The sequence below is a fragment of the Streptomyces sp. NPDC001933 genome (assembly GCF_042890955.1).
GTDB lineage: Bacteria > Actinomycetota > Actinomycetes > Streptomycetales > Streptomycetaceae > Streptomyces.
The window spans coordinates 242,436-263,715 of the sequence record NZ_JBIASS010000011.1 but is presented as its reverse complement, the minus strand read 5'-3'; the positions used below and the strand labels follow the sequence as shown (position 1 = coordinate 263,715).

21 protein-coding genes and 1 pseudogene are annotated in these 21,280 nt (G+C 73.2%); 15 read left to right on the top strand and 7 right to left on the bottom strand.

Translation table 11 applies throughout. The features are described from left to right. The first annotated feature begins 46 nt into the window (after nucleotides 1–46). The 6 genes and pseudogenes from ACFYY7_RS26405 to ACFYY7_RS26380 all read left to right on the top strand — a co-directional run bounded on the left by ACFYY7_RS26405 (nucleotide 47) and on the right by ACFYY7_RS26380 (nucleotide 4,592). Entirely contained in the window at nucleotides 47–364 is a 318-nt protein-coding gene (locus tag ACFYY7_RS26405) for a PAAR domain-containing protein (RefSeq protein WP_388665111.1), read from the top strand. After that, nucleotides 361–786: a GPW/gp25 family protein gene (locus ACFYY7_RS26400; protein ID WP_351257960.1), complete on the top strand. Its 426-nt coding sequence runs from the start codon at nucleotides 361–363 to the stop codon at nucleotides 784–786. Before ACFYY7_RS26405 ends, ACFYY7_RS26400 begins: the two co-directional genes overlap by 4 nt. Next, a complete protein-coding gene (locus ACFYY7_RS26395; RefSeq protein WP_388665109.1) occupies nucleotides 786–2,747 on the top strand; it encodes a putative baseplate assembly protein in 1,962 nt (653 codons plus the stop codon). Before ACFYY7_RS26400 ends, ACFYY7_RS26395 begins: the two co-directional genes overlap by 1 nt. Next, nucleotides 2,744–3,307, top strand: a complete 564-nt coding sequence (locus ACFYY7_RS26390) for a phage tail protein I (RefSeq protein ID WP_388665107.1) — start codon at nucleotides 2,744–2,746, stop codon at nucleotides 3,305–3,307. Before ACFYY7_RS26395 ends, ACFYY7_RS26390 begins: the two co-directional genes overlap by 4 nt. Before the next feature lie 4 nt (nucleotides 3,308–3,311). Beyond that, nucleotides 3,312–3,374, top strand: a pseudogene (locus ACFYY7_RS26385) (zinc ribbon domain-containing protein); the annotation flags it as partial. 444 nt (nucleotides 3,375–3,818) lie between these two features. After that, nucleotides 3,819–4,592: an NADase-type glycan-binding domain-containing protein gene (locus tag ACFYY7_RS26380; RefSeq protein WP_388665239.1), complete on the top strand. Its 774-nt coding sequence runs from the start codon at nucleotides 3,819–3,821 to the stop codon at nucleotides 4,590–4,592. A 10-nt stretch (nucleotides 4,593–4,602) separates the two neighbouring features. Here ACFYY7_RS26380 and ACFYY7_RS26375 read toward each other — a convergent pair whose 3' ends face one another. Beyond that, nucleotides 4,603–4,956 (bottom strand): DUF6204 family protein, encoded by a 354-nt coding sequence (locus ACFYY7_RS26375; protein ID WP_388665105.1) that lies wholly within the window; start codon nucleotides 4,954–4,956, stop codon nucleotides 4,603–4,605. Nucleotides 4,957–5,242: 286 nt separating this feature from the next. Here ACFYY7_RS26375 and ACFYY7_RS26370 point away from each other — a divergent pair, with 286 nt between their 5' ends. Further along, nucleotides 5,243–7,219, top strand: a complete 1,977-nt coding sequence (locus tag ACFYY7_RS26370) for a DUF5107 domain-containing protein (protein ID WP_388665103.1) — start codon at nucleotides 5,243–5,245, stop codon at nucleotides 7,217–7,219. 27 nt (nucleotides 7,220–7,246) lie between these two features. Here the strand turns inward: ACFYY7_RS26370 and ACFYY7_RS26365 are convergent, their stop codons facing one another. Together ACFYY7_RS26365 and ACFYY7_RS26360 are read right to left on the bottom strand one after the other, a co-directional pair. After that, a complete protein-coding gene (locus ACFYY7_RS26365) occupies nucleotides 7,247–7,606 on the bottom strand; it encodes a VOC family protein (RefSeq protein WP_266728329.1) in 360 nt (119 codons plus the stop codon). Nucleotides 7,607–7,672: 66 nt separating this feature from the next. Further along, entirely contained in the window at nucleotides 7,673–8,482 is an 810-nt protein-coding gene (locus ACFYY7_RS26360) for a class I SAM-dependent methyltransferase (RefSeq protein WP_388665101.1), read from the bottom strand. Nucleotides 8,483–8,662: 180 nt separating this feature from the next. On the opposite strand from ACFYY7_RS26360, the gene ACFYY7_RS26355 reads away from it, so the two are divergent. Beyond that, entirely contained in the window at nucleotides 8,663–9,256 is a 594-nt protein-coding gene (locus ACFYY7_RS26355) for a TIGR03086 family metal-binding protein (protein WP_388665100.1), read from the top strand. 62 nt (nucleotides 9,257–9,318) lie between these two features. On the opposite strand, the gene ACFYY7_RS26350 is transcribed toward ACFYY7_RS26355, so the two are convergent. Together ACFYY7_RS26350 and ACFYY7_RS26345 are read right to left on the bottom strand one after the other, a co-directional pair. After that, the gene (locus ACFYY7_RS26350) at nucleotides 9,319–9,909 is read right to left on the bottom strand and encodes a hypothetical protein (protein WP_388665098.1); all 591 of its coding nucleotides are present in this window, start codon (nucleotides 9,907–9,909) and stop codon (nucleotides 9,319–9,321) included. Nucleotides 9,910–10,003: 94 nt separating this feature from the next. Further along, the gene (locus ACFYY7_RS26345; protein WP_388665097.1) at nucleotides 10,004–10,441 is read right to left on the bottom strand and encodes a glutaredoxin domain-containing protein; all 438 of its coding nucleotides are present in this window, start codon (nucleotides 10,439–10,441) and stop codon (nucleotides 10,004–10,006) included. A 198-nt stretch (nucleotides 10,442–10,639) separates the two neighbouring features. Between ACFYY7_RS26345 and ACFYY7_RS26340 the strand changes: the two genes are divergently transcribed. From ACFYY7_RS26340 to ACFYY7_RS26330, 3 genes are all read left to right on the top strand, one after another. After that, on the top strand, nucleotides 10,640–11,491 hold the full coding sequence (locus tag ACFYY7_RS26340; protein WP_388665095.1) for an SMP-30/gluconolactonase/LRE family protein: 852 nt from the start codon (nucleotides 10,640–10,642) through the stop codon (nucleotides 11,489–11,491). A 121-nt stretch (nucleotides 11,492–11,612) separates the two neighbouring features. Then, nucleotides 11,613–12,872, top strand: a complete 1,260-nt coding sequence (locus ACFYY7_RS26335; protein WP_388665093.1) for an aminotransferase class I/II-fold pyridoxal phosphate-dependent enzyme — start codon at nucleotides 11,613–11,615, stop codon at nucleotides 12,870–12,872. 25 nt (nucleotides 12,873–12,897) lie between these two features. Further along, nucleotides 12,898–13,962 (top strand): MBL fold metallo-hydrolase, encoded by a 1,065-nt coding sequence (locus ACFYY7_RS26330; protein WP_388665091.1) that lies wholly within the window; start codon nucleotides 12,898–12,900, stop codon nucleotides 13,960–13,962. On the opposite strand, the gene ACFYY7_RS26325 is transcribed toward ACFYY7_RS26330, so the two are convergent. Both ACFYY7_RS26325 and ACFYY7_RS26320 read right to left on the bottom strand, forming a co-directional pair. After that, entirely contained in the window at nucleotides 13,952–14,572 is a 621-nt protein-coding gene (locus tag ACFYY7_RS26325) for a DedA family protein (RefSeq protein ID WP_388665089.1), read from the bottom strand. The genes ACFYY7_RS26330 and ACFYY7_RS26325 overlap by 11 nt on opposite strands. Beyond that, entirely contained in the window at nucleotides 14,569–15,351 is a 783-nt protein-coding gene (locus ACFYY7_RS26320) for an MBL fold metallo-hydrolase (protein ID WP_388665087.1), read from the bottom strand. Before ACFYY7_RS26320 ends, ACFYY7_RS26325 begins: the two co-directional genes overlap by 4 nt. Before the next feature lie 195 nt (nucleotides 15,352–15,546). Between ACFYY7_RS26320 and ACFYY7_RS26315 the strand changes: the two genes are divergently transcribed. The 4 genes from ACFYY7_RS26315 (at nucleotide 15,547) to ACFYY7_RS26300 (ending at nucleotide 21,259) form a co-directional block, all read left to right on the top strand. Further along, the gene (locus tag ACFYY7_RS26315; RefSeq protein ID WP_351257918.1) at nucleotides 15,547–15,960 is read left to right on the top strand and encodes a hypothetical protein; all 414 of its coding nucleotides are present in this window, start codon (nucleotides 15,547–15,549) and stop codon (nucleotides 15,958–15,960) included. Nucleotides 15,961–16,050: 90 nt separating this feature from the next. Next, entirely contained in the window at nucleotides 16,051–18,150 is a 2,100-nt protein-coding gene (locus ACFYY7_RS26310) for a phage holin family protein (RefSeq protein ID WP_388665085.1), read from the top strand. 27 nt (nucleotides 18,151–18,177) lie between these two features. Next, entirely contained in the window at nucleotides 18,178–20,286 is a 2,109-nt protein-coding gene (ligA, locus tag ACFYY7_RS26305) for an NAD-dependent DNA ligase LigA (RefSeq protein WP_388665083.1), read from the top strand. Between the two features lie 148 nt (nucleotides 20,287–20,434). Then, nucleotides 20,435–21,259, top strand: coding sequence for a rod shape-determining protein (locus tag ACFYY7_RS26300; protein WP_388665081.1), 825 nt, complete (start codon nucleotides 20,435–20,437; stop codon nucleotides 21,257–21,259). The last annotated feature ends 21 nt before the right edge of the window (nucleotides 21,260–21,280 follow it).

The following is a 21,280-nucleotide window of genomic DNA, read 5'->3' as shown; positions in this document are numbered from 1 at the left end:
TCCGAGACCTCCAGAAGTCCCTTTCCCAGCAAGGAGAACACCGACCATGCCCCCCGCAGCCCGCACGGGCGACAGCACCGCCCACGGCGGCGTCATCGGTACCCCGCCCCCGGGTGCGGTGGCCGTCGCCACCGTGCTGATCGGCGGCCGGCCCGCGGCCGTCACCGGGAGCCTGCACGTGTGCGTGGTCCCCCCGCACGCCGCGCTCGGACCGGGGAACGTGATCATGCCCAACCCGGCCGCCGCGGTCGCCGGTCAGGTCCTGATCGGCGGGCTGCCCGCCGCCCGGATGCGGGACAACACCAGCTGCGGCGCGCCCATCATCAGCGGTGCGCCGAACGTACTGATCGGGGGCCCGGTGTGAGCGGCAGCGGGTTCATCGGACGCGGCTGGGGCTTCCCGCTGCGGGTCGGCGCCACGGGCGGTATCGGCATGGTCGAGCGGGACCGGGAGATCGAGGAGGCGATCGGGCTGGTCCTCGGCACGGCGCCGGGCGAGCGGCCGATGCGCCCGGAGTTCGGCTGCGGCATCCACGACTACGTCTTCGCACCCGGTGACGGCGCCACCGCCGGGCGCATCGCCCAGGAGGTCCGCACATCGCTGGAGCGGTGGGAACCGCGCATCGAGGTGACCGACGTGGTGATCGCGTTCGACGCCATCGAGGAGGGCACCTTGTACATCGACGTGCACTACACCGTGCGGGCCACCAACGACCTGCGCAACCTCGTCTTCCCCTTCTACACGATTCCGTCCTCCGAGGGCTCCGAAGAATCGGGAGTGCGCTGATGGCCCTGCCCGCACCCAACCTGGACGACCGGCGCTTCCAGCAACTCGTCGACGAGGCCAAGCGGTACGTACAGCAGCGTTCTCCCGAGTGGACCGACCACAACGTGTCGGACCCCGGGGTCACGCTCATCGAGACGTTCGCGTACATGGTCGACCAGTTGCTGTACCGGCTGAACCGGGTCCCGGACAAGAACTACTCGGCCTTCCTCGACCTGTTGGGCGTCACGCTCTTCCCGCCGACGGTGGCGCGGGCGGAGGTCGACTTCTGGCTCTCCGCGCCGCAGCCGGAGACCGTGCGGCTCCCGACGGGCACGGAGGTCGCCACCGCACGCGGCGAGGCCGAGGAGGCGGTGGTGTTCTCGACCTCCGAGGAGCTGCCGATCGTGCCGAGTTCGCTGATCCGGCTGGTCACCGCGCCGGTGTCGGGCGACCAGACCGACCGCACCGCACCGCTCGGCGCGGGCAAGGACATCCCGTGCTTCCAGCCCCGGCCGGAGCCCGGTGACGCCATGCTGTTCGGGCTGCCCACCGCCGTGCCCCGGTGCATCGTCGCCGTGCGGCTGGACAGCCGGGTGGAGGGCGTCGGCGTCGACCCGAGGCAGCCGCCGCTGGTCTGGGAGGCGTGGGACGGGGCCCGCTGGGTCGTCTGCCGGACCGGTACCGACAGCACCGGCGGGCTCAACAGGCCCGGTGAGGTCATCGTGTTCGTCCCCGCCGGACACACCGCCTCGGTGACCGCGGGGGTCCGGGCGGGATGGCTGCGCTGCCGGGTCACCGCGCCGGAGCCGGGCCAGCCGTTCTACTCCGAGTCGCCGACGATCCGGGAGGCCGAGGTGTTCACCGTCGGCGGCACCACGGGCGTCGAACACGCGGAGACCGTCCTCGACGTGCCGCTCGGCACCTCCGAGGGCGTCGCCGGGCAGCGCTTCTCCGTGAGCCGGGCGCCGTTGCTGATGGACGGTGAGCCGCCGGTCGTCCAGGTCTCCTCCGCGGAGGGCTGGCAGGTCTGGACCGCCGTGGAGCACTTCGGCGCCTCCGCCCCGCACGACCGGCACGTGCGGATCGACGCCGTCTCCGGCGAGTTCGCGTTCCCGCCGGAGGTACGCGATCCGGACGGCACGATGCGCTCCTACGGTGCGGTGCCCGAGAAGGGCGCCCAACTGCGGGTCCCCCGCTACCGGACGGGCGGCGGGGCGGCCGGGAACGTCGCGCGCGGCGCCATCTGCGTACTGCGCAGCTCGGTGCCGTACGTGGCGGGCGTGGACAACCGCGAGGCGGCCCGGGGCGGGGTCGACGGCGAGACCGTGGAGAACGCGAAGGTCCGGGCGCCCAACATCCTCCGGGTGCAGGAGCGGGCGGTCACGGCCGGGGACTACGAGGCCATCGCCCGCGAGGCCGCTCCCTCCCTGCGCAGGGTCCGGTGCGTGCCCGCCGTCGCGGGGGAGGGCGGCGCGGTACGGGTACTGGTGGTGCCCGACGCGGTCGTCGACGAGGGCGGCCAACTGCGGTTCGAGCAGCTGATCCCGTCGGACTCCGTGCTCTCGACGGTCACGGCACGACTCGACGAACGGCGCCTGGTGGGCACCCGGCTGGTGGTGGAACCGCCCGCGTACCAGGGCGTCACGGTGGTCGCCAGACTGGTGACGAACGGCGGTGACGTGGACCGGGTCCGCGCGGACGCGATCGCGGCACTGTTCGGCCACATCGACCCGCTGCGGGGCGGGGCAGACGGAACCGGGTGGCCGTTCGGCAGGCCAGTGCAGTACGGCGAGATCTTCGCCGTGCTCCAGGGCGTGCCGGGGGTGGGCCTGGTGGACGAGGTGCGGCTGTTCCCCGCGGACCCGATCACCGGCCGGCGCGGGGCGGCGGTCGACCGGATCGATGTCGCCCCTGGCGCCCTGGTCTTCTCGCACCAGCACCAGGTCGAGGTCACCGCGAGCACGGCCGGTGACGGCTCATGACCAGGGCCGCGGTACCCGGTCTCGCGAGCCGCTACCCGATCGGCGGGCTGCTGCCCGCGCTGTACGCGGACGACGACCTGGCCCAGCGGTTCACGGCGGGCCTGGACACCGTCCTGGCACCGGTCCTGTCCACCCTGGACAACCTCCCCGCCTACTTCGATCCGTCGCTGGCCCCGGCCGACTTCCTGCCCTGGCTGTCGTCCTGGGTGGCGGCCGAGGTCGATCCAGCGTGGCCCGAGGAGCTGCGGCGGGCCGTCATCGCCCGCGCCGTCGAGCTGCACCGGTGGCGCGGCACCCGCCGCGGCCTGATCGAACAACTCCGGCTCTGCTTCGGTGTGCACGCCGACATCCGGGACGGCGGCGGTGCCACGTGGTCGGCCGAACCGGGCGCCCAGCTGCCCCCGGCCCCGACCGGGGAACTGCTGGTACGGGTCTGGGCGCCGCACGGCGGACCGGTGGACGCGAACCGCGTCCGGGACGTCGTCGCCGCCTCGTGCCCCGTACACCTCACCTGCCGGGTGGAGATTCTGCCGGGCCCACCGGACGAGACAGGAGGCTGACGCGATGCGCTCGTGTCCGGCGTGCGGTACCGCCAACCGCGAGGACGACGAATTCTGCGGAAACTGCGGCTCCTACCTGGGCTGGTCCTCCCGGACGCCGCGAACCCCTCCCGCCGCGGCGGAACCCGCCGCCCCCGAAACGGAGCCCACCGCCCCCGCGACGGAACCTGCCGGCCCGTCAGCGCCGGCACGCCCGGCCGCCGAGCCGACGACCGGTACTCCTCCCGACCCCGACCCCGAGCCCGTGCCCGTGGCCGGTACCGCACCGGAGACCGCGACACCCGCGCCCGGAGCCCCGCCTTCCGTGCCCCCGGAGCCGCCGGTACCGGATCTCCCGGCACCGCGTTCGTCCACACCTCCACCATCCACACCTCCACCACCCGCACCGCCCGCACCGCCCGCACAGGCACCGGAGCCGCCCGCGCGACCGGTTCAGCCCGCACCCGTACGGCCGGAACCACCGGCGCAGCCTGCCCCCGTGAGGCCGGCGCCGGCGGCTGAGGAGGAGCCCGTGGTCGCGGTGCGGCCGGCCGAGCCGATCGCCCGGCGGCCCGTCGTGCGGCCCGTGGCGGCGGACGAGGAGCCGGACGGGCCGCCGTGCCCGGCGTGCGGCACCCCGAACCTGCCGGGACGCCGGTTCTGCCGCCGCTGCGCTGCACCGTTGCAGACCCGGGAGCAGCCGGCGCCGCTGCCGTGGTGGCGCACGGTGTGGCCGTTCCGCCGCCGGGTGCGGAGCGGATCGGGCCGGGTGTTCCGGCGGACGGTGCTGGTGCTGGTGGTCGTCGGGCTGCTGTTCGCGGGCTTCCTGCTCGTACCGGCCGGGCGTTACGTCTTCGAGGACGTGCGGGACAAGCTCGGCGGAACGGCGGAGATCAGCCCGGCCAAGGCCACGGCGAGCGCCCAGGCCCCCGGCCACCCGGCATCCGCCGCCATCGACGGGCTGACCAACAGGTACTGGGGCGCACCCACGCTCGACTCGTCACTGACATGCGTCTTCGACAAGCCGTTCCGGCTGGTCGGCGTCGTGGTGTACACCGGTGTGTCCACGAAGCCCGAGGAATTCCGGCAGGGGGCCAGGCCCACCAAGGCCGACCTGATCGTCACCACGCAGGACGGCGAGGTCCGGAAGAAGGCGGTGACGCTCACCGACAAACCGGGCAAGCAGACGGTACGGACCGGCATCAGCGACGTCGTCTCCGTCCGGCTGGTGCTGAGGGCCGCGTCCGGCCAGGGCGAGGGACGGCCGATCGCGGTCGGGGAGGTCGAGTTCTTCAAACGCACCTGACCGCCGGGCGTCAGGCCGTCGCCGAGCCGCGCCGTCCCTTGTAATTGATCTTCATGGTGTCCATGTCCGTCACCGTGGACCGCAGTGCGCCATGGCCGTACCCGCGCTCGTCCAGGTAGGTCTCGGCACGGTCCTCGGCGATCGCGGCCGCCAGCTCCTCGCCGTCCTCGGCGTCGGAGACGACCACGTACCGGAAGCTGAAATGCTTGAGCACACGGTCGTACGCGAGCGAGCCCTCCTCGGAGAACTGCATCGCGGTCAGGCCGTGTGCGTCCACCTCGGACAGCAGCCGGGCACGCGCCTCGTCCGTCAGCCCGTCCCAGGTGCCGCGCACGATCACTCGGTAGGTGTGCTGCGTGCTCATCGTGTTCCGCTCCGCGTTCCGTCCGGGCATGCCGCACCGGCCCATGCCACCGATCTCCGTCGAGGGCCAAGGTTACGGCGGTGCGGACGGAACGCACCCGAATTAACGGGCGGGGTGGGGCCGGTCGGGACGCGCGCCCCGAAGCCGCCCGGGTCCGTCCTTGCCGGAAGAGCGTATTTGCAGAAGTCTGGCAGCGAAGCCCCTGGCAGGAGCGTTGCCGAACGTGTTCCATGGTCATCGGGGGCGCCCGGACCTGTGGCGGCCCGCGTGAGGGAGCGAGGTTGCCTTGGCCACGACCGTACGACGTGCCGTACTGACCCTGCCCGCCGGGCCGCTGGGCCCGGAGAATCCGTTGCCCGCGTTGCGGCCGCTCGACGAGATGCATGTGATCGACGAACGCGACCGGGCCGCACTGCCACGTGACATGGCACGCCAGATCGGCTTCGAACCACTGTCCACCGTGCTGCCGGTGCGCATCCTCGACGGCTACGGGCGAGAGCGCACCCCCACCGCACTCGACGCGATCGTCATCGAGAACGACCGGCTGCGGGCCACCGTGCTGCCCGGTCTCGGCGGCCGTGTCCACTCCCTCCACCACAAACCGACCGGCCGGGAACTCCTCTACCGCAACCCCGTGCTCCAGCCCGCCGACTTCGCGCTCAACGGCGCCTGGTTCTCGGGCGGCATCGAATGGAACATCGGGGCCACGGGCCACACCACACTGTCCTGTGCCCCGCTCCACGCGGCCCTGGTTCCCGCGCCCGACGGCGGCGAGATGGTCCGCCTCTGGGAGTGGGAGCGGCTGCGCGACCTGCCGTTCCAGGTGGACCTGTGGCTGCCGCACGACTCCGACTTCCTGCACGTCGGCGTACGGATCCGCAATCCGCACGAGCACACCGCGCCCGTCTACTGGTGGTCCAACATCGCCGTACCCGAAGGCGAACGCACCCGCGTCCTCGCCCCCGCCGACGAGGCCTGGCACTTCGGGTACGAACGGACCCTGACCCGGGTCCCGGTCCCGGTCCCGGTGTCCGGCTCGGTCGACCGTACGTACCCGCTGCGCGGCGACTTCCCCGCCGACTACTTCTACGAGGTGCCCGACGGCGCCCGCCGCTGGATAGCCTCGCTCGACGAGGACGGCCACGGGCTCGTCCAGACGTCGACCGATCTGCTGCGCGGCCGCAAGCTGTTCCTCTGGGGCAGCGGCGCGGGCGGGCGGCGCTGGCAGGAGTGGCTCACCGAGCCCGGCACCGTCGGATACGCCGAGATCCAGGCCGGGCTCGCCCGTACCCAGTTGGAGCACGTCCCGCTCGAACCGGGCGCCGAGTTCAGCTGGCTGGAGTCGTACGGCCCGCTGTCCGCGGACCCGCTCGCCGTGCACGGCGAGGACTGGGCGGCGGCCCGTTCCGAGACCGAACAGCGGCTCGCCGAGGCGCTGCCGCGCGCCGATGTCGATGCCGCCTACGCCGCCTGGCGCCCCTGCGCGGACACCGAACCCGGTGAGTCGCTCGCCACCGGCTCGGGCTGGGGCGCGCTGGAGGTCAGGCGGGGCAAGTACGAGCTTCCCGGTACCCCGTTCGCCGACTCCACCCTCGGTGAACAGCAGCGCCCCTGGCTGGAGTTGCTGGACCAGGGCACGTTCCCCGAGCCGCGCCGGGTGGTCCCGCCCGGCCCCTCCCTGGTCTCCCCGCACTGGCGCGACATGCTGGAGACGGCCCCCGCCGAACCGCTCACCGAGTACCACCTGGGCGTCGCCCAGTGGCATGCCGGTGACCGCGCCCAGGCGGTCCGCAGCTGGGAGCGCGGGCTGGTGCTCGCCCCGTCCCGCTGGCCGTTGCTGCGGTGCCTCGCCGTCGCCGCCCGGGAGGGCCGGCAGCGGGACCGGGCCGCGGACCTCTACGGCGAGGCGTTCGACGACCTGTGCGCGGAACGCCGCGACGACGGCGAGGAATGGACGGCGGCCGCCGCGGCGCTGGGCCGGGAGGCGGTGGAGGCGCTGCTGACGGCCGGCCGCGCCGCGGCGGCCAGGTCCGTATGGGCGGCCCTGCCCCCGGCGATCCGGCAGCGCGGCCGGTTCCGTCTGCTGGAGGCCCGGCTGCTGCTCGCCGAAGGCGACCGGGCCGCGGCCCGAGCCGTCTTCGACGAGGGCTTCGAGGTCGAGGACCTGCGCGAGGGTGCGCAGATCCTGGACGAGCTATGGGCCCGGCTCACGGACGAGCCACTGCCCGGAAGGTACAACTTCCGGATGCGCCCCAGGAGCTGACGGAATATCACCGATGCCGTCCGGCCCTCACCGGCCGGACGGCAGGCTCCGGTCGACGTACTCGAAGACCGAGCCGTCCGGGTGCACCGCGATCAGATTGCGGCCCACCGGCGTCGGCACCGGACCCGCGATGATCCGGGCACCGACGCGGGTGAGGGAGGCGTGCGCGTCGTCGACGTCCTTGACCGCGATCGTCGCCGTCACCTTGCGCAGGATCTCCAGCTCCGACTCCGGGCCGCTCATCAGGAGAAAGCAGCTGATCGCGGCGACCGAGACCCCGCCGCGCTCGAAACGGAGCGCCGAACTGCCCGTGAGGTCCTCGTAGAAGGCCACCGCGGCCTCCAGGTCGTCGACGCAGATGCGCAGCGTGGTTCCCAGAATGTCCATGCGAGCCAGGGTAGTTGGCGGCACATCGGCGTGTGATCGATTCGTCCGGGGGAGAGGGCGGCGCGCTCAGACCCGGCAGAGCACCTCGCCGTGCGGGACCAGGAACCAGGCGTCGTCCCTCGTGCCCCACTCGCGCCACGCGTCGGCGATCTCCGCCAGTTCCTCGGTGCTCGCACGGCCGCCCTTGACTGCGATCTCCGCGTACACCGAACCGACCGTGCGGTCCGCCCACAGGCCGCTCCACCAGACCCTGCTCTCCGGGGTGGCGAAACACCAGTTGGCGGCGGTCGGGGTGATGTCGGTGAAGCCGGCCCGGCGGGCCCAGGAGAGCAGCCGGCGGCCCGCGTCCGGCTCGCCGCCGTTGGCGCGGGCGACCCGGCGGTACAGGTCCAGCCAGTCGTCCAGGCCCGGAACCTCCGGGTACCAGGCCATCGCCGCGTAGTCGCTGTCGCGGGCCGCGACGATGCCGCCGGGGCGGCAGACACGCCGCATCTCGCGCAGCGCCTGCACCGGGTCACCCACATGCTGGAGCACCTGGTGGGCGTGGACGACGTCGAAGGAGTCGTCTGGGAAGTCCAGCGTGTGCACATCGGCGACGGCGAACTCGATGTTGTCCAGCCCGCGTTCGGCCGCGACCCCGGCCGCCTGGGACAGGATCTCCTCGGCGGTGTCGACGGCGGTCACCCGGCCGGGTGCCACCAGCGCGGCCAGATCCGCAGTGATGGTGCCCGGTCCGCAGCCCACGTCCAGCAAGGCCAGGCCGGGGCGGAGCTCGTCGGTCAGATAGGCCGCGGAGTTGGCGGCGGTGCGCCAGCGGTGCGAGCGCAGCACCGACTCGTGGTGGCCGTGGGTGTAGACGGCGGTCTCCTTCGGCATGGCCGTGGATCCTTTCTCGGAACGCGGCCGGAAGCGTTCCGGAGCGTGCCTGGAACGCGAGCCGCGAAGCGGTGATCGGTAAGGCCACCGTACGCCGGAGTTCCGGAATTTGAGATCACTGTCTCGACATGTGGGCGGCGCCCGCTCGCGCCCCGGCCCCGGGCCGGGGAGAGTGGACGCATGGCATCTGCTTCCGTCGCTTCCGTCAGCGAAATCCTCGAACGCCACGGCGAGGCGCTCCGGCTCTTCACCGACCGGGTGCACGCGGTGCGCGAGGACCAGTGGTCCGCACCGACACCGTGCACCGAGTGGACCGTCCGGGACCTGGTCGCCCATCTCACCGCCGAACAGCTCTGGGTGCCGCCGCTCGTCACCGAGCGCCGCACCGTCGCCGAGGTCGGCGACGCCTTCGACGGCGATGTGCTGGGCGACGACCCCGTGGCCGCGTGGGACCGGGCGGCGGCCGCCGCGCGCCGGGCGTTCGAGGCGCCGGGCGCGCTGGAAGGGACGGTGAACCTGTCGTACGGGGACAGCGCCGCCGACGCCTACTGCGCGCAGATGGTGGCCGACGCCGTGGTGCACGCCTGGGATCTGTCCCGGGCGATCGGCGCCGACGAGCGGCTGCCCGCCCGGCTGGTCGACTTCGCCGGCCGTGAGGTCGGACCGTACGCGAAGGACCTCTCGCAGAGCGGTCTGTTCGCCGCGCCCGTCGAGACCGCACCGGACGCCGACCCGCAGACCCGGCTCCTCGCACTGCTCGGCAGGCAGGCCTGAGAACTCGGCTGTCAGCCGCCGGTCCCGAGGGCCGTGCTCGTCGGGTCACGGCAGTGCCGTGGCTACGAGAAGGTGGGCGAATCCTTCGCCAGGGTGCTCTCGTGGACCTCCAGCCACTCCCGCAGTTCCCCGCAGTCGGTGAGCCCCCGCCCCGGGTAGTCCACCCGGTAGCCGTGCGTGTTGCCCGGCAGGCCGGTCTCCAGGCACTGGGCGGCGTAGGGCATCGTGAAGGCGATGCCGTGGGAGTTCTCCCGCACTGCCTTGCTCGCATGGCTCTGCAGGATCACCGCCGCCGAATTCGCCTTCGCCGCCAGGTCGTCGGTGCCCGCCGTGAGTTCCCCGACGATCGCCGGATCGCGTCGGGACTTCGCGTCGAGCCTTTCGAAGCGCTGCATCAGGAGGCGCATGCGGGTGGAGGACTGGATCAGTTCGCCGTAGCGGGTCACCTGCTCGCGCGCCCTGTCCCGGTCCTGTCGGCCGTCCGCCTCGTTCCTCGTCGCTTCCAGGACGCTTGCCGCCTGTCTCTCTCCCGTCTCCAGGATGCCCTGTGCCTGGAGATGTCCGGCCAGGACCGTGCCGACGACGGCTGCGAGGGCGACGTAGGTGGGTGCATGCGCCCGAAGGTGATTGCTCAACTGCGTTGCTGTCAGCATGGGTTGAAATTACCTCTCGGGTCCGGCGGCCACGTTGCGGACCGACGGTCCCGGGAGGCCCCTGGGCGCCTTGGTGTTACGGCATCGTTTCCGATCACGCGGATGGAGACAGCTGTTCGCGCACCCATCCGACATCCGGGTTGACATGGGACCGGCCGGCCACGACGACCATCGGCACGGTCTCGTTGCCGTCGCTGGCCGCCCGCACCGCCGCCGCTCCGTCCGGGTCGCGCCAGATGTCGACCCAGTGCAACCGGCGGGCGCTGCGGCCCAACCGGAAGCGCAGGCGCAGACAGTACTTGCAGCCCGACCGCCAGTAGACGACCGGCCGGCCGTCGACCGCGCTGCGGCGTTGTGCCTCCAGCGCACCGATGGACCTGGGAAAGACCAGAGGCGAGTTCACGCCTGCGAGCAGCACGAACACCAGCAGGATCGCCGCGGCTTCGCCGGGACTTCCCCGGAGGATCGGCCCGGTCGCGACGGCTGAGCCGCAGAGCACGAACAGCATCGGCAGAATCCACGCGCGCATCATGACGACGCAGGTTACCGATGGGTCGGAACACGTCTCGGACCAGGTCGCTCAGCCGGGCGTTCGACAGACCAGGCCGATGCGGGAGGGTGCTCATCGCCCCGCGACTGCCGAAGGGCCGCAGAACAGGATTAGTGTGTGCTCGGCATTCCGGCATTCCGGCATTCCGGCATTCCGGCACTCCGGTCACGAGAGGCAGAAGTGAACACACCGCACCTGGACGTGGCCGTGCGCGAGCGGGCCGAGCTCGGCGAGGGCCCGACCTGGGACCCGTCCACCGGACGGCTGATCTGGGTCGACATCGTCTCCGCGCGCGTGCACACCTACGACCCGGTGAGCGGCCGCCGTACGGTGCTGGCGACCGAACAGCACGTCGGCGCCGCCAAACCGCGCTCCGGCGGCGGACTCGTGGTCAATCTGCGTGACGGCGTCGGCCTGTACGACGCCGACGGAGCCTTCCGCTGGCTGGTCCACGACCCGGTGCCGGGCCGGCGCGGCAACGACGCGGCGGTCGCGCCGGACGGGGCGCTGTGGGTGGGCACCATGCGCTACGACGGGGCCCCGGACGGCGGCAGCCTCTCCCGGGTCGCGGCCGACGGCACGACGAGCGCGGTGCTGCCCGTCGTGGCGTGCGGCAACGGCATCGGCTGGAGCCCGGACGGGCGGCTGATGTACTTCATCGACACACCGACGCGCCGTATCGACGTCTTCGACTTCGACGGGGAACACGCCATGAACCGGCGCCCGTTCGCCACCGTCGAGGAGGGCGCGGGATTCCCCGACGGGCTGACGGTCGACGCCGAAGGGGCCGTCTGGGTCGCGCTGTGGGACGGCGCCGCAGTGCGCCGGTACACGGCCGACGGCGCGCTGGACCGGATCGTCGCGGTGCCGGTCAGGCGCCCGACCGCCTGCGCCTTCGGCGGCCGGGACCTGAACGACCTGTACATCTCCACCGCCCGGACCGGGCTCACCGCTCCGCACCCGCTGTCCGGTTCGCTGCTGGTGCTGCCGGACGCGGGGCGCGGAATGCCCCAGGCGGCCTTCGCCGGCTGACGCCGCCTCAACGGCGCCCCACCGCTCCGTCGGCGGGCGCGGTCGGCCGAACCCTCGTATAAAGGGCCCTGAGTGCGAAACGGCGCGACAGGGTGACGGGGCGGCGGCGAAGGAGGCCCGGATGGCGCGGCAGCGGACCGAGCGGCCCGGACGGGCCGGGGACGGCGCGCCCTCCGTACGCGAGGACCGGGGCCCCGTCCGGTACGGGCCGCCCGCCCCCGATCCGGGGCTGCCGGTGCTGCCCGAGCTGGCCGAGGTGCTCGCCGCGGCGGCGGGCCGGGGCGAGCCCGAACCGACCGGTGGCGGCCAGGCCCTGCGCACGGCCGCGGCCGCCTACTGGGAGCGGCGCGGGCTGCCCGGCAGCCCGGAGCACGTCGCCGCGGCCCCGGGCGCCTCGCCGCTGCTGCTCGCGCTGATCGCCGCGCACGGCGGCGACGTACTCATGCCGCGCCCCTGCCCCGCCACCTGGATCCCGCAGGCCCGGCTGCTCGGCAGGCCCGCCTACCACGTGCCGACCCCGGCCGAGTGCGGTGGCGTGCCCGATCCGTACGCGCTCCTGGAGACCGTGCGCAGGGTCCGCGCCGAGGGCGGCCGGCCCCGGCTGCTGATGATCTCCGTCGTCGACGACCCGACCGCCACCGTCGCCCCGCCGGAACTGGTGCGCGAGGCGTGCGAGGCGGCGATCGCCGAGGGGCTGCACGTCGTGAGCGACGAGACCTGGCGCGACACCCTGCACCGGCCGCGCGACACGGTCCTGCTCAGCCCGGCCGAGATGTGCCCGGACGACGTCACGGTCGTCTGCGACCTCGCCGGAGCGCTGACCCCGTCCGCCTGGCCGGTCGCGGTCGCCCGGTTCCCGGACACCGAACGGGCGGCGGTGCGCCACGCCCGTACGCTCGACATCCTCACCGCGCTCGGCGCGCTCGTCGCGGGGCCGGTCGCCATGGCCGCCGCCCACGCGCTGCGCGAACCGGACTCCGTGACGGAACGGGTCCGCCGGGCCGCCGCGCTCCAGGCACGGATCGCCGCCGCCGCCCACCGCGCGGTCCTGGCGTCGGGCGCGCTGGCCAGGCCCCCGCAGGCGGGCCGGCACCTCTACGCCGATCTCGGCCCGCTCAGGTCCCGGCTGGCCGCCCGTGGCGTCACGGACTCGCTGGAGCTGGAGGAGTACCTGACTGAACGTCTCGGCGCACCGACACCGGGCGGACACCGGTTCGGCGACGAATTGGGGGCGCTGCGGGTGCGGCTGGGCACCGGGTCGCTGCTCGGATCGGCCCCGGAACAGCAACTGGAGTCCCTCACCGCTGTGGCGCCCCTTGAATTGCCGCATGTGGCCGAGGCGCTGAGCATTTTCGCAACGGCCCTCGACGAACTCCGATGAGGAACTGCGAGACGGGAGTCTCTCGATGACGGAACAGACCGAGCGCTCCCGCACCGGGACCGCACAGCCGCAGCCGCACCGCCCAGCCCGCGGCCGGATCGTCGAACCACGTCCGCTCGGCGAGATCCGGGAATGGCCCAGGAGCTTCGCGGACCGGCTCACCGCGCCCCTCCCTGGTGTCATGAGCATGTCCCGACTGGCCCGCGAGCACTCCCTGCGGCCCAACGCGGAGGGACTGCGCGGCATCCACCGGCTCCCGTACGCCCCCGAACCCCTGCCGGTCACCCCCGCGGGCAGCACGTCCGTCACCTGGGCCGGGCACGCCAGCTGGATCATCCGCACCGGCGGGCTGACCGTCCTCACCGACCCCGTCTGGTCCAGGCGGATCCTCGGGACCCCGGCCAGGATCACCCCGGTCGGCGTCCGCTGGGAGGACCTGCCGCCCGTGGACGCCGTCGTCATCAGCCACAACCACTACGACCACCTCGACGCCCCCACCCTGCGCAGACTGCCCAAGGACACCCCGCTCCTCGTCCCCGCCGGGCTCGGCCGCTGGTGCCGCCGTCGCCGCTTCACCTGTGTCACGGAGCTCGACTGGTGGGAATCGGCCGAGCTCGACGGGGTCCGCTTCGACTTCGTGCCGGCCCACCACTGGTCCAAACGGACCCTCACCGACACCTGCCGTTCCCTGTGGGGCGGCTGGATCATCTCCGCCCCCGGCCCCGGCGCCAGGCGGATCCACTTCGCCGGGGACACCGGCTACGGGCACTGGTTCGGCGAGATCGGCAGCCGGTACCCCGGCATCGACCTGACCCTCCTGCCGATCGGGGCGTACGAACCGCGCTGGTGGCTCGGCGACGTGCACACCGATCCGGAGGAGGCCGTTCAGGCGTACGAGGACCTCGGCGCGCGTGCGATGGCGCCGATGCACTGGGCCACCTTCCTGCTCTCCGCCGAGCCCGTGCTCGAACCGCTGACCCGGCTGCGCACCGCCTGGCAACGCGCCGGACACCCCCGCGACCTGCTCTGGGACCTGCCGATCGGCGCCTCGCGCGTACTGGAGCCGGCACCCCGCACGATCAGTGGCTGAACCGGGTCCGCATCCTCCGCAGCACCGCGGGCGCCCCGCTGATCAGCAGGGTCAGACCCACCGCCGCGACCACCCCCTGCCACGGCTCCGGGAAGAGCGAACCGCCCAGGATCCCGATCACCTGATACGTCGCCGCCCACGCCAGACATGCCGGCACATCGCCACGGGCGAACCGCCGCAGCGGCATCCGGCTCAGCAGGCAGGCCAGCATCACCGGTATCCGCCCGGCGGGCACCAGCCTGGACAGCACCAGCACCATCGACCCGTGCTCGTCCAGCTTCCGCTGCGCCTGTGCCAGCCGGTCCGGAGCGGCCCGGTCCCGGATCGTCCGCAGCCACTTCGAACCGTTCTTCGACCGCACCCCCCGTTGGCCGAGCCAGTACAGACAGATGTCGCCGAGGAACGCCGCGGCCGAGGCCACCGCGAAGACGATCAGCAGCGAGAACGGCGACGACTGATGCAGCGCCACCACCCCGGCCGAACTCACCAGCGCACCCGTCGGCACCACCGGCACCAGCGCCCCCAGCGTCACCAGCAGGAACAGGGACGGGTAGCCGACCGCCTGCTGCGTCGACTCCGGGGGCAGCTGTCTCACGACCTCCTGGATCACCTGGCGCCCTCCGGCCGCACGTGTTCGCCGTGGGACAGCCGGTGCACGGCCACCTCCGGCGCCAGCAGCGCCGCCTTGCGGACGAACTCGTCACCCGGCGAGTGGAACTCGTGCGGCCTGACCCCGTCCATGCCGATCGGCCAGTACGTGCCGTAGTGCACCGGCACCGCCGACCTCGGTGCCAGCCGGGCCAGCGCCTGCGCCGCCCTCCCCGCGTCCAGATGGCCGTGGCCCAGATACGGGCCCCAGCCGCCGACCGGCAGCAGCGCCGTGTCCACCGGCCCGACGGCCTCGGTCATGTCGTCGAAGAGCCCCGTGTCCCCGGCGAAGTACGTCCGCGCCTCGCCCTCGACCACGAAGCCGAGCGCGGGGGAGCGATGCGGGCCCATCGGCAGCCGCCTGCCGTCGTGCATCGCCGGAACCGCCCGTACCCGCACCTCACCGACCCGGACCTCGTCACCCGCGGCGACCTCGGTGATCCGCAGCCCGCGCTTCGAGCCCAGGCCCCGCAGTCCCGGCACCGAGCGCACCGCGCCCAGCGGCACGATCAGCCTGCTGCCGGGGGCGAGTCTGGCCAGGGAGGGCAGATGCAGATGGTCGGAGTGCAGATGCGAGACGAGCACGACGTCCGCGACCGCGGCCTCGGGACCGGGCAGCTCGCCGCGGCGGCGGCGCAGATGCGCCAGACGCCGTACGAAGAGCGGATCGGTCAGCACCCGGACCCCGGAGTCCTCGATGGTGCAGGTGGCATGACCCCACCAGGTGACTTCCACCGGCACGCGACGCCTCCTCGTTCCCGACCTCCCGGAGTTCTCCGGCTCCCGGAATGCTTCCCCCGGCATCGAGCCTAAGCGCTGGGGGCGCACAGGCGTCCCGGGCCCGGGCTTCGCGCTCCTCCCGTCCCCGCACGCGCCTTCTTGCGCGGGTGACCGGAGGGTAGGGTCGCCCGTACGCCAAGCACGGGGGGAACGCCCATGGGGGACGTGACGGACGTACGGGTGGCGGCCATCGCCAGCCTCACACCGCTGGAGGAGCTCGACAGCGACCCGTTCCTCGTGGACACCCGCGGTCAGCAGGACATGTGCGCCCGCTGGGCCGCGGACAAGGGCTACGTCGTCACCCGGCAGCTGCGGCTCTACGGACTGCGCCCCGACCACCACGCCCTGTGGACCGACGTCGAGAGCGGCGACGTCGAACTGTTCGTCGCCGCCAACGACCGCGTGCTGGCGCGCGCACTCACCTCGGTGCCGGAGTTCGCCGCGGAGTGCGAGCGGCGCGGCGTACGCCTGGAGCTCGCCGGACTCGACGAGCCGCCGTACAACGCCCGTACGAAGGCGAGCGTGCACCGCAGGCTTTCCATGCCGACCGCCGGCTACGACGGCTGCTGACCCTCCGGCCACCTTGGCCCGCGGCCCCGCTGTGAAAAGCTGGGGGCCGAGGCCCGGAACGGCGGGGGCCGGACGTGAGGTGGAAACGGCGTGGGTGACGGGCGATGGCGAGCAGCCGGCAGCGCCCTGATGCGAGTGGTCGTGGTGTGGGCGGTATCGACGCTCACGATGCTGGCGCTCGCCGGGATTCTGCCGGACTTCCAGCTCCAGTCGGACGACGGCGACAGCATAACCAAGACCGCGTTCACCGCCGCCTGGGGCGCCGGCGCGTTCGGTCTGCTCTCCGCACTGGTCTGGCCGGTCGTGGTCAGGGCGCTGCTCATCGTGCCCGCACTGGTCCTCGGGCTGCTCGTCTTCTTCCTGAACGGCTCGCTGCTGCTGCTCGCCCTGCGGCTCATCCCGGACGGGCGCGGCGCCGCCGACCCGGAGACGGCCGTCGTCGTCGCGGCCGTGATGTCCGCCGTCGCCTCGGCGACCTCCACGGCGCTCGCCGTCCGCGACGACAACGCCTACCGGCGCAGGCTCTCCCGGCTGGCCGTCCGCCGCCGGCGCCGCACCGGCACGGACAGCGGGCGCAGCGGACCGCCGGGCACCGTCTTCATCCAGCTCGACGGAGTCGGCCACGACGCGCTCGCCCGTGCCGCCGAGGAAGGGCTGATGCCGACCGTCGCGCACTGGCTGGCCGACAAGGAGAGGTACCGGCTCACTCCGTGGCGCACCGACTGGTCCAGCCAGACCGGGGCCAGCCAGCTCGGCATCCTGCACGGCAGCAACCACGACGTCCCCGCCTTCCGCTGGTACGAGAAGGAGACCGGCGACGTCATGGTCTCCAGCAGACCCGCGAGCGCCCTCGAACTCCAGCGCAGGGCCATAGCGCGCACCCACGACGGCGGGCTGCTCACCCTGGACGGCGCCAGCCGCGGCAACCTCTTCAGCGGCGGCGCCGACCAACTGGCGCTCGTGCTGTCCATGGCGGCCCGGTTCGGCAAGGGCCGCCGCTCCAGGGCCGGGTACTTCGCGTACTTCTCCGACCCGGCCAACGCGGTGCGCACCGCGTTGTCGTTCGTGGCCGAGGTCTGCCGCGAGGTCGGCCAGTCGACCCGGGCGCGGATGCGGAAGGTGGCGCCCCGGATCAAGCGCGGCGGGCTGTTCCCCTTCATCCGGGCCTTCGCGACCGTCGTCGAGCGCGATGTGGTGGTCTCCGCCGTCATCGGGGACATGTTCGCCGGCCGGACCGCCGTCTACGCCGACCTGGTCGCCTACGACGAGGTGGCGCACCACTCCGGACCGAACAGCCGCGACGCGGCGAAGGTGCTCGCGCGCCTGGACCGCTCGCTCGCCCTGATCGTCAAGGTCGCCGAACACACCCCGCGCACCTACCGGATCGTGCTGCTCTCCGACCACGGACAGAGCCCGGGGGAGACCTTCGCGGGGGCGTACGGGCTGACCCTCAAGGACCTGGTGCGGGCCGGCTGCGGGCTGCCGGTGTCCCGGCGGGCGCAGCGCACCCGCAGCGGCTCGGAGGCGCGGGACGCGGTACGGATCGCCCTGCACCGGCCGGTCGGCGAGGGAGCGGCGGAACCTCTCGCCAAGCCGTCCGACCCCGTGGTCCTCGCCTCCGGGAACCTCGGCCTGATCTCCTTCCCCGACATCGCGGGACGCGCCTCGCGCGAACAGCTCGACCGCAGCCACCCCGCCCTGCTCGGCACCCTCGCCAACCACCCCGGCATCGGCTTCCTGCTGGTCCGCAGCGAGCGGCACGGATCGGTGGTGCTGGGCCGCGGCGGGGCACAGATCCCGGTGTCGGAGCTGGTGGACGGGGAAGGGCCGCTGGCCCCGTTCGGTCCGGGGGCGGCCGCGGCGGTGCGGCGGACCGACACCTTCCCGCACGTCGCCGACATCATGGTCAACTCGATGTACGACGGCGCCACGGGCTGCGTGCACGCCTTCGAGGAGCAGATCGGCTCGCACGGCGGCCTGGGCGGCGAGCAGTCCAGGCCCTTCCTGCTGTGGCCGGCCGACCTCTCCGCGCCGGTGGAGCCGGACACGGAACTGGTCGGCGCCGAACAGGTGCACAAGGTGCTGCGGCGCTGGCTCCGGGAGTGTTCGGGGCCGCAGATACCGCTGGCCGCGCCGGGCGAGGCGGAGGGCGCCGACGAGGAGGACGGAACGGCTCAGGCAGCGGGCTGAGGGCCGTTGTCAGTGGTGGGCGGCAGGATGGGGGCCATGACGAACTCAGCTGTTGTGCTCGCCGACACCGCCGCCTACGCCGCCGCTGTCGAGGAGGCCTCGCGGGCCGCCGCCGCGTACTACGCCACGGGCGAGAGCACGCTCGACGACGACGCCTACGACCGGCTGGTGCGGGGGATCGCCGCGTACGAGCAGGAGCACCCCCAGGAGGTGCTGGACGCCTCCCCGACCGGCAAGGTGGCAGGCGGCGCCGCGACCGGGGACGTGCCGCACACCGTTCCGATGCTGTCCCTGGACAACGTCTTCTCGGCCGAACAGTTCGTCACCTGGACGGCGTCGCTGGAGCGCCGGATAGGCCGCCCCGTCGCCGCCTGGAGCGTGGAGCCGAAGCTCGACGGACTGGCCGTCGCGGCGCGCTACCGGGCGGGCCGCCTGGAGCAGCTGATCACCCGGGGCGACGGCACCGCGGGCGAGGACGTCTCGCATGCGATCGGCACCGTGGCGTGCCTGCCCGAGCAGCTCGCCGAACCGGTGACGATCGAGATGCGCGGCGAGATCCTCATGACGACCGAGCAGTTCGAGCAGGCCAACGCCGTGCGCACCGAACACGGCGGCGCCCCCTTCGCCAACCCGAGGAACGGCGCGGCGGGCACCCTGAGGGCCAAGGACCGCGCGTACACGGTTGAGATGACGTTCTTCGCCTACGGCGCCCTGCCGCTGCCCGACTCCGGCGAGCTCACCGACACCCTCGCCGAACTCCCGCACAGCGAGGTCCTCGCCTACGCCGCCCGGCTCGGCGTGCACACCGCGGCGGACACGGACGTGGCGCCGCGCACCGTCACCACCGTCGAGGAGGTGCAGAGCCGGGTCGAGGAAGTCGCGGCCCTGCGCGCCTCGTTGCCGTTCGGCATCGACGGCATCGTCATCAAGGCCGATCTCGCCGCGGACCAGCGCGAGGCCGGATCCGGGAGCAGGGCGCCGCGCTGGGCCATCGCGTACAAGCTCCCGGCCGTCGAGAAGGTCACCCGGCTCCTGGCCGTCGAGTGGAACGTGGGCCGGACCGGCATCATCGCGCCGCGCGCCGTGCTGGAGCCGGTCGAGATCGACGGCTCGACCGTCAGCTATGCCACGCTGCACAACCCCGCCGACATCACCCGCCGCGATCTGCGCCTGGGCGACCGGGTGATGGTCTACAAGGCGGGCGACATCATCCCCCGGATCGAGGCCCCCGTCGCCCATCTGCGCACCGGAGACGAGAAGCCCATCGAGTTCCCCGAGTCGTGCCCGCAGTGCGGCTCCGAGATAGACACCAGCGAGCAGCGCTGGCGCTGTGTCCGTGGCCGTGACTGCCGGCTCGTCGCCTCCGTCTCGTACGCGGCGGGCCGCGACCAGCTCGACATCGAGGGCCTCGGCGCGACCCGTGTCGTCCAGCTCGTCGACGCCGGTCTGGTGGCCGACTTCGCCGACCTGTTCACCCTCGGCCGCGAACAGCTGCTGGGCCTGGAACGGATGGGTGAGACCAGCACCGACAACCTCCTGGCCGCCATCGAGACGGCCCGTACCCAGCCGCTCTCCCGGGTCTTCTGCGCGCTGGGCGTCCGTGGCACCGGGCGCTCCATGTCGCGGCGCATCGCACGGTACTTCGCGGACATGGACCGGATCAGGGCGGCCGACGCCGAAGAGCTCCAGCGGGTCGACGGCATCGGCAAGGAGAAGGCCGCGGGCGTCGTCGCGGAGCTGGTGGAGCTGGCCCCGCTGATCGAGAAGCTGGTGGCCGCCGGGGTCAACATGACGGAGCCCGGCGCGACGCCGCCGCCCGCGCCGGGGGAGGAGAGCGCGGAAGCGGACGCCGCCGGGGACGGGGAGGGCACGGGTCTGCCGCTGGCGGGGATGACCGTGGTGGTCACCGGAGCCATGACCGGCGCGCTGGAGAAGCTCTCCCGCAACGAGATGAACGAGCTGATCGAGCGGGCCGGCGGGAAGTCCTCGTCCAGCGTCTCCAAGCGCACCTCGCTCCTGGTCGCCGGGGAGAAGGCCGGATCCAAGCGCACCAAGGCCGAGGACCTCGGTGTCCGGATCGCCGCGCCGGACGCGTTCGCCGAACTGGTTGCCGCCTTCCTGCCGTCGGAGGTGTGACACACGACAGACTCTGGCCCTTGGATTTTGCTGGGGAGTGGCTTTCTTTGCCTCCCTATTGCATAGTGAGGGCTCGGCCATGCCTCGCTATCAGCGGGTCCATGGATGGTCTGCGTGGCTGTGGTGCCAGGGCGGCGGAGGAGAGGCGATGCGTTCTCTGCACGACGGGCGGCGCCCCGTCCCGACCGCCCGCCGGGGCCACCGGGGTGTCACCCGTGGACTCGCCCTCGATCTCGGCAGCTCCCGCACCCGCGTCTGGGTGCCCGGACACGGCGTCCTGGCCGACACCGACGTCCGCGACGGCTCCGGCACGGAGTCGGGGCACGGCAGCCCGGTCCGGCGGGGGCGCATCGTCGACCCCGAGTCCTGCGGCCGGCTGCTCGGCCGGATCGCCGACACGGCACTGGGTGCGGACCGCACCGGCTCCGTGATCGTGGTCAGCCACCCCGTCCTCGCCGGCGCCCGGCACCGCGCCGAGGCGGCGGAACTGATCGCGGCCCTGGGGCCGACGACCGTCATCGCCCTCGACAGCGCGCGGGCCGCCGCCGCATGCGCCGGACCAGGGACCGGCGGGCCGCTGCTCGTCGTCGACATCGGCGCCGGGCTGACCGAGGCGACCGTGCTCGTCGACGGACAGGTCCGCGACGCCCGCCAGGCCGAGACCGGGCTGGACGACCTCGACCCGGCACAGCCGCCCACCGCGGTCGTCCGCACCGTCCTGGACATGGTCATGGAGATGTGGAAGCAGGACCGGCACGGTGCCGTCCTCGGGGCCCTGCGCAAGGGCCCGTTGCTCGCCGGGGGCGGGGCCGCCCGGCCCGACATCACCAACCGGATCGCGGTCCGCCTCGGCGTACCGGTCCGTCTCGCCGACGACCCGGCGACCGCGGTCGTACGCGGAGCGGGTCTGGTACTCAGCTCCGTACTCCGCCAGGCCGGCGCGGCACCGGCCCTGACCGGCCGAACCGGGTGACCCCCCTCCCGGGGCCGCCCC

What these genes read in the sequence shown, in the direction of transcription:
- ACFYY7_RS26405 (WP_388665111.1), top strand. Translation starts at nt 47, where the DNA reads ATGCCCCCCGCAGCCCGCACGGGCGACAGCACCGCCCACGGCGGCGTC.
- ACFYY7_RS26395 (WP_388665109.1), top strand. Translation starts at nt 786, where the DNA reads ATGGCCCTGCCCGCACCCAACCTGGACGACCGGCGCTTCCAGCAACTC.
- ACFYY7_RS26390 (WP_388665107.1), top strand. Translation starts at nt 2,744, where the DNA reads ATGACCAGGGCCGCGGTACCCGGTCTCGCGAGCCGCTACCCGATCGGC.
- ACFYY7_RS26375 (WP_388665105.1), bottom strand. Translation starts at nt 4,956, where the DNA reads ATGAGCACGCAGCACACCTACCGAGTGATCGTGCGCGGCACCTGGGAC.
- ACFYY7_RS26365 (WP_266728329.1), bottom strand. Translation starts at nt 7,606, where the DNA reads ATGGACATTCTGGGAACCACGCTGCGCATCTGCGTCGACGACCTGGAG.
- ACFYY7_RS26360 (WP_388665101.1), bottom strand. Translation starts at nt 8,482, where the DNA reads ATGCCGAAGGAGACCGCCGTCTACACCCACGGCCACCACGAGTCGGTG.
- ACFYY7_RS26355 (WP_388665100.1), top strand. Translation starts at nt 8,663, where the DNA reads ATGGCATCTGCTTCCGTCGCTTCCGTCAGCGAAATCCTCGAACGCCAC.
- ACFYY7_RS26350 (WP_388665098.1), bottom strand. Translation starts at nt 9,909, where the DNA reads ATGCTGACAGCAACGCAGTTGAGCAATCACCTTCGGGCGCATGCACCC.
- ACFYY7_RS26345 (WP_388665097.1), bottom strand. Translation starts at nt 10,441, where the DNA reads ATGATGCGCGCGTGGATTCTGCCGATGCTGTTCGTGCTCTGCGGCTCA.
- ACFYY7_RS26335 (WP_388665093.1), top strand. Translation starts at nt 11,613, where the DNA reads ATGGCGCGGCAGCGGACCGAGCGGCCCGGACGGGCCGGGGACGGCGCG.
- ACFYY7_RS26330 (WP_388665091.1), top strand. Translation starts at nt 12,898, where the DNA reads ATGACGGAACAGACCGAGCGCTCCCGCACCGGGACCGCACAGCCGCAG.
- ACFYY7_RS26315 (WP_351257918.1), top strand. Translation starts at nt 15,547, where the DNA reads ATGGGGGACGTGACGGACGTACGGGTGGCGGCCATCGCCAGCCTCACA.
- ligA (WP_388665083.1), top strand. Translation starts at nt 18,178, where the DNA reads ATGGGGGCCATGACGAACTCAGCTGTTGTGCTCGCCGACACCGCCGCC.
- ACFYY7_RS26300 (WP_388665081.1), top strand. Translation starts at nt 20,435, where the DNA reads ATGCGTTCTCTGCACGACGGGCGGCGCCCCGTCCCGACCGCCCGCCGG.